The 6155-nt window shown below is 52.0% G+C and carries 3 protein-coding genes; 2 read left to right on the top strand and 1 reads right to left on the bottom strand.

The window, feature by feature from the left end; all coding sequences use genetic code 11:
- Positions 1-77 precede the first annotated feature (77 nt).
- Both GX135_00040 and clpB read left to right on the top strand, forming a co-directional pair.
- Positions 78-1115: a T9SS type A sorting domain-containing protein gene (locus GX135_00040; protein NLN84478.1), complete on the top strand. Its 1038-nt coding sequence runs from the start codon at positions 78-80 to the stop codon at positions 1113-1115.
- Positions 1116-1427: 312 nt separating this feature from the next.
- Positions 1428-3986, top strand: a complete 2559-nt coding sequence (gene clpB, locus GX135_00035; protein ID NLN84477.1) for an ATP-dependent chaperone ClpB — start codon at positions 1428-1430, stop codon at positions 3984-3986.
- A 127-nt stretch (positions 3987-4113) separates the two neighbouring features.
- Here the strand turns inward: clpB and groL are convergent, their stop codons facing one another.
- Positions 4114-5745: a chaperonin GroEL gene (gene groL / locus GX135_00030; GenBank protein ID NLN84476.1), complete on the bottom strand. Its 1632-nt coding sequence runs from the start codon at positions 5743-5745 to the stop codon at positions 4114-4116.
- Positions 5746-6155: the final 410 nt, after the last annotated feature.

Genomic DNA, 6155 nt, shown 5'->3' with positions numbered 1-6155 from the left:
CACACCCTGATTTTACATATCACCATCGAAGCCGTGGAAAGCCTGCTTTTCCCCCAAACCCCATGAAGGAGACCATTTTGACCAAAAGAACACTTATTTCCTTGATACTATTGGCAGTTGCGGTTTTTGCCGCCGCGCAGGGAAACTATTATGACGCCGTTTTGGACCTCAGCGGACAGGAACTTTACAACGCCCTGCAGGGACTCATCTCAACCAATACATATTCCAACTACATAGGCGCCCGAACCTTCCTCTTTCAGGAGCTGGACAATCACGATGGCTTCGTCACCTGCATCTATACCGGAGTTGAATTTGATGTGGGCTACAACTATACCGGCTCCAGCAACCCAAACACAGAACACACCTATTGCCAAAGCTGGTTCAGCAGCCCCCAAAGCACCATCAAAAAAGCCGACGTACACCACCTTTTCCCCTGCACTTCCAACGTGAACAGCGCCCGCAGCAACTATCCGGTTTACAACGTCAACAACCACGCAAATGCCAGCATTTATTATACTTACACACCCTGGCAGAGCTACCGCGGCATGAGTCCCACCGGTTACACGGTTTTTGAGCCCGCGGATGAAACCAAGGGCGACATCGCCCGCGCGCTGCTCTATTTCCATACCCGCTATGGCGATGGCCTCCTTATTCAGAATGTGGACATGCTGCCCGTTTTGATACAATGGCACTATTTTGACCCGCCCACGCAAACCGAAGTGGAGCGCAACAACGCCGTGCAGGGCTTTCAAACCAACCGCAATCCCTTTGTGGACCATCCCGAATTTGTCGCACGCATCTGGGACAGCTCCGAAGCTGAAGCTGAAATCCCCTCCCCTGCCTTGGACCTGATTTTGGGCAAAGCCAGCCCCAACCCCTTCAGCGACAGCACCAGCCTGGAAATCGAAAGCAAAAACCCCCTCTCCGCCACCATCAGCATCCACAATATCAAGGGTCAAAAACTCGCTTCCTGGCAACAAAACCTGCCCCAGGGAAATTCCCAAATCACCTGGAACGGACGCGACTCCCAGGGTGATAAAGCCGCTCCCGGCATATATTTAATCAGCCTCAGCGCGCCGGGACATCTGCTCAGCGCCAAGGTGCTTTTGAAGTAATCCCTTTTTTTGAAAGAAACCACGTCGGAGGGTGAGGCAGGGATTTGCCTGTATTCATCGGCATAAACCGACCCTTTCCTGCTTGCCGCCTTATGTCTCCCTTATGTTTATTAAGCCAAATATAAGCCAGATATAGGTTTAGGGATTTGAGGGTTTTTTGTTGCCAGCTTTGCTCAGATATTCCCGTTTAAAATAAGCCAAGTTCCTGTCCCGCAGGCTGATCACAATAATTAGCAATCTCCATCATTGACTGCTAATTTCCCTTGACAAATTGGCAGGGGCGTTTATTTTATACCTTATAAGGAGGTAAAAATGAACGCTCAAAAATTTACCATAAAGAGCCAGGAAACCCTGCAGAAGATGCAGGCTCTGGCACAGGAATACGGGAATCAGGAAATCCGGGACCTGCACCTGCTTTTGGCATTGCTTGCCCAGGAAGGCGGCTTGGTGGTTCCCACCCTGCAAAAGCTGGAAGTGTCCGTCCCCGCTCTGGAAAGTCAGATTGAGGACGCCCTCAAAAAACTTCCCCGGGTCAGCGGCGCGCAAGGCTATATCTCCCAGGAGGTTCTGGATATTCTGAACCAGGCGGAAGCCGAGGCAGGCAGGCTGCAGGATGATTATATCAGCTTGGAACACCTGCTTTTAGCGCTGGTTGGCAAAGGTGGTGAAGCCGCGAATTTGCTCAAAGCCGCCGGAGCGGATGAGAAAAACCTCTTGGAAGCCCTCAAGGAATTGCGTGGCAATCAAAGAGTTACAGACCAAGACCCCGAAGCCAAATTTCAGGCTTTGGAAAAATATGCCCGCAACCTCACCCGCTTGGCGCGACAGGAAAAACTGGACCCTGTGATTGGGCGCGATGACGAGATTCGCCGTAGCATCCAGATTCTTTCCCGCCGCCGTAAAAACAACCCCATTTTCATCGGTGAACCCGGTGTTGGAAAAACCGCCATCGTGGAAGGTTTGGCACGGCGCGTGGTGGCTCAGGACGTCCCTGAAAACTTGAAAAACAAGGAAATTCTGGAGTTGGACATGGCAGCGCTTTTAGCTGGGGCAAAATTCCGCGGAGAATTCGAGGAACGCCTCAAAGCCGTGCTTTCCGAGGTGGAAAAATCCGATGGTCAGATAATTCTGTTCATCGATGAGATTCATACCGTTGTGGGCGCTGGCGCCGCCGAAGGCTCTGTGGACGCCTCCAATATGCTGAAACCCGCTCTGGCACGCGGAACCCTGCATTGCATCGGAGCCACCACCATCGACGAATACCGCAAACACATCGAAAAAGACCCCGCCCTCGAACGCCGCTTCCAGCCTGTGATGGTGGAAGAACCCAGCGTTGAGGACACCATTTCCATCCTGCGCGGCATCCGCGAAAAATATGAGGTTCACCACGGTGTGCAGATTACGGACAACGCCCTGGTGGCAGCGGCTGTGATGAGCAACCGCTATATTGCCGACCGCTTTTTGCCAGACAAGGCCATCGATCTCATCGACGAAGCCTGCGCCATGCTGCGCATGGAAATAGACAGCAAACCCACCGAACTGGATGAGATTGACCGTTCCCTGCGCCAGCTTGAAATCGAACGGCTTTCCCTGGCGAAGGAAACCGATTCCATGTCGCTGCAGCGCTTGGAAAAAATCAAGGAAGAAATCGCGCGGCTGGGCGAGGAAAGCAAGGCGCTCACCCTGCGTTGGGAAAACGAAAAAGGAGTCTTTGAACACGCCAAGGAATTGCGCAGCGAACTGGATTCCCTGAGAAGCCAGGCAGACAAAGCCGAGCGCGAGGGAGACCTGGAAACCACATCCAGACTGAGATGGGGCACCATCAAGGCCAAGGAAGCCGAACTGGCTGAACTCTTGAAAAAACAGGAGGAAAACCCCCGGGAAGAAGCCTTGGTGAAGGAAAAAGTGGACGAGGAAATGGTGGCGGAAGTGGTTTCCAAATGGACAAACATCCCCGTTTCCAAACTGGTGCAAAGCGAGATGGCAAAGCTTCTGGGATTGGAGGAAATCCTCGCCCAAAGGGTCATCGGCCAAAAAGAGGGAATCACCGCGCTTTCCAATGCCATCCGCCGTTCCCGCAGTGGTTTAAGCGACACCAACCGTCCCATCGGCTCCTTCATTTTCCTGGGTCCCACCGGAGTGGGCAAAACCGAACTGGCAAAGACCCTGGCGGCATATCTGTTTGACACCGAAAAAGCCATGCTGCGCCTGGATATGAGCGAATTCATGGAAAAACACTCCGTTTCCAGGCTCATCGGCGCGCCTCCAGGCTACATTGGACACGATGAAGGAGGCTATCTCACCGAAGGTGTGCGGCGCCGTCCCTACAGCGTCATCCTCTTCGACGAGATTGAAAAAGCGCATCCCGACGTGTTCAACATCCTCCTGCAAATCCTGGATGATGGCCGCCTCACCGATGGCAAGGGTCGCACCGTGGATTTTCGCCACAGCGTGATTATCATGACCTCAAACATCGGCTCCCAGGAAATCTTTGAAGCCCAGGATTTGGAATCCGTGCGTCCCCTGCTGATGAACACCCTTAAACAGTATTTCCGCCCGGAATTTCTGAACCGCCTGGACGACATCATCATCTTCCATCGCCTCAGCCGCGAAAACATCCGTCAAATTGTGGAAATCCAGCTTGGCCACCTGGCGGAGCGGGTTTTGGAAAGGGGAATCACCCTGCAATGGACTCCCGCGCTGGTGGATTACATCACCGAAGCCGGGTTCGACCCGCAATATGGCGCCCGTCCGCTCAAGCGTCTCATCCAAAAAGATTTGGAAAACGCCATGGCGAAGGCTGTTTTGGGTGGTTTTACCCAGGATTCGATGAAGCTGGACTATAAAAATGGCGAGGTAATCATCTACTGATTCAGCCTCAAGAAACATCCGCCCTGGTTTTCATAGCTGGGGCGGTTTTTTATTGGCGGGAAAATTTCAGCCCAAAGAAAAGCCCCTCCAAACTGGAGGGGCATCTATGTGATGGTATTGGAGATGTTTAATACATTCCGCCCATGCCGGGGTTGGGCATAGGAGCAGGTGCTTCGGGTTCGGGAATGTCTGTGATCACACATTCGGTGGTGAGCAGCAGAGCCGAAATCGAAACTGCGTGTTGCACGGCAGAGCGAACCACTTTGGCAGGGTCGATGATGCCGGCTTTCAAGAGGTCTTCAAACTTGCCATTGTCGGCGTTGAAGCCCATGTGAACTTCTCTGTAGCCTTTGAGCTTTTCAACCACCACGGCACCTTCTTCACCGGCGTTGGTAGCGATCTGGTAAGCGGGTTTTTCCAAAGCTTTCATCAGGATTTCCACAGCCATTTTTTCTTCGTGGCCGCTGAGGTCTTTCATGCCTTTGAGGGCTTTGGCAGCTTGGATGAGGGTGACTCCGCCGCCGGGGACGATTCCTTCTTCAACTGCAGCGCGGGTGGCGTGCAGAGCGTCGTCAACGCGGGCTTTCTTTTCCTTCATTTCGGTTTCGGTCGCGGCACCGATGCGGATTACAGCCACACCACTGGAAAGCTTTGCCAGGCGTTCCTGCAGCTTTTCCTTGTCATAATCGGAGGTGGTTTCCTCGATTTGGGCTTTAATCTGTTTCACGCGGGCTGCCACAGCTTCATCGCTGCCAGCGCCTTCGCGCATGGTGGTGTTTTCCTTGTCCACAATCACCTTTTTGGCACGGCCAAGATCGGCCATGGTGGCGCTGTCCAAACGGCGTCCCATTTCTTCAGAAATCACGGTGGCACCGGTGAGGACGGCGATGTCTTCCAACATGGCTTTGCGACGGTCGCCAAAACCGGGGGCCTTCACCGCCACAACGTTCAAAACGCCGCGAAGCTTGTTCACAACCAAGGTTGCCAGCGCTTCGCCTTCAATGTCTTCCGCGATTACCAACAGCGGATGTCCGGAACCGGAGATTTCCTGCAGGATGGGCAGAAGGTCTTTCAGCACGCTGATTTTTTTGTCGTGAATCAGGATGAAGGGGTCTTCCAATTCGGCAATCATTTTGTCGGCATTGGTCACGAAATAGGGGGAAAGATAGCCGCGGTCAAACTGCATTCCTTCCACTTTTTCCAAATCGGTATCGATGGACTTGGCTTCTTCGATGTTGATGATGCCTTCTTTGCCCACGGATGCCATGGCTTCGGCGATGAGCCTGCCAATTTCGGGGTCGTTATTTGCGGAAATCGACGCGATCTGGGCGATTTCTTCATTGCTTTTGATTTCGGTGGAAAATTCGTGGATTTTGTCCACAACCACCTTGGTGGCTTTTTCCAAACCGCGCTTCAGATACATCGGGTTCACGCCGGCGGTCACATGTTTCAAGCCTTCTTCAATGATGGATTGGGCAAGCAGGGTGGCAGTGGTGGTGCCGTCTCCAGCAACGTCGTGGGTTTTTTCAGCCACTTCTTTGCAGAGCTGGGCGCCCATATTCTCAAATTCGTCTTCCAATTCAATCTCTTTGGCGATGGTAACACCGTCATTGGTGATTGTGGGCGAACCAAATTTTCTATCCAATACCACGTTACGTCCGCGGGGACCAAGAGTCACCTTCACGGCGTCGGCAAGCTGGTCCACGCCCTTTTTAAGGGATGTGCGGGCATCGTGTGAATACAGCAGTTGTTTTGCCATTGTTGTTATACCTCCATGGTTAATTATTTATAAAATCTGCTTAGCAGTCTCGATGACTGAGTGCTAAAGCTATTATAAGCCGTTTTCTGTCAAGAACAAATTATTTTTGCGGCCTGAACCTGCCAAAATGGCAAAAATCATCACCAAAATTGCAAATCGCACTTTTACTGACAGTACATACGTGTACGATTGTGCTCCCTACAGGATGAGTCGCTCGTTTTTCTCATTTTTCTCGGTAGTTAAAAACACTGACCATCCATGTTTTATCCTCCCCTAAGTATCCTGATTGCCCTTAGTTTGCCAACAAAATGCAATAATTTGCCCTTAGTTTGACCCTATAAACGCCGAAAACAGCCCTTAGTTTGACTCTGGTAACGCCGAAAATTGCCTTGACATATTATCAACTCTCT

It is taken from the genome of Candidatus Cloacimonadota bacterium (assembly GCA_012522635.1).
In the GTDB taxonomy this organism is placed as follows: domain Bacteria; phylum Cloacimonadota; class Cloacimonadia; order Cloacimonadales; family Cloacimonadaceae; genus Syntrophosphaera.
This window is presented reverse-complemented; position numbering and strand designations above follow the sequence as displayed.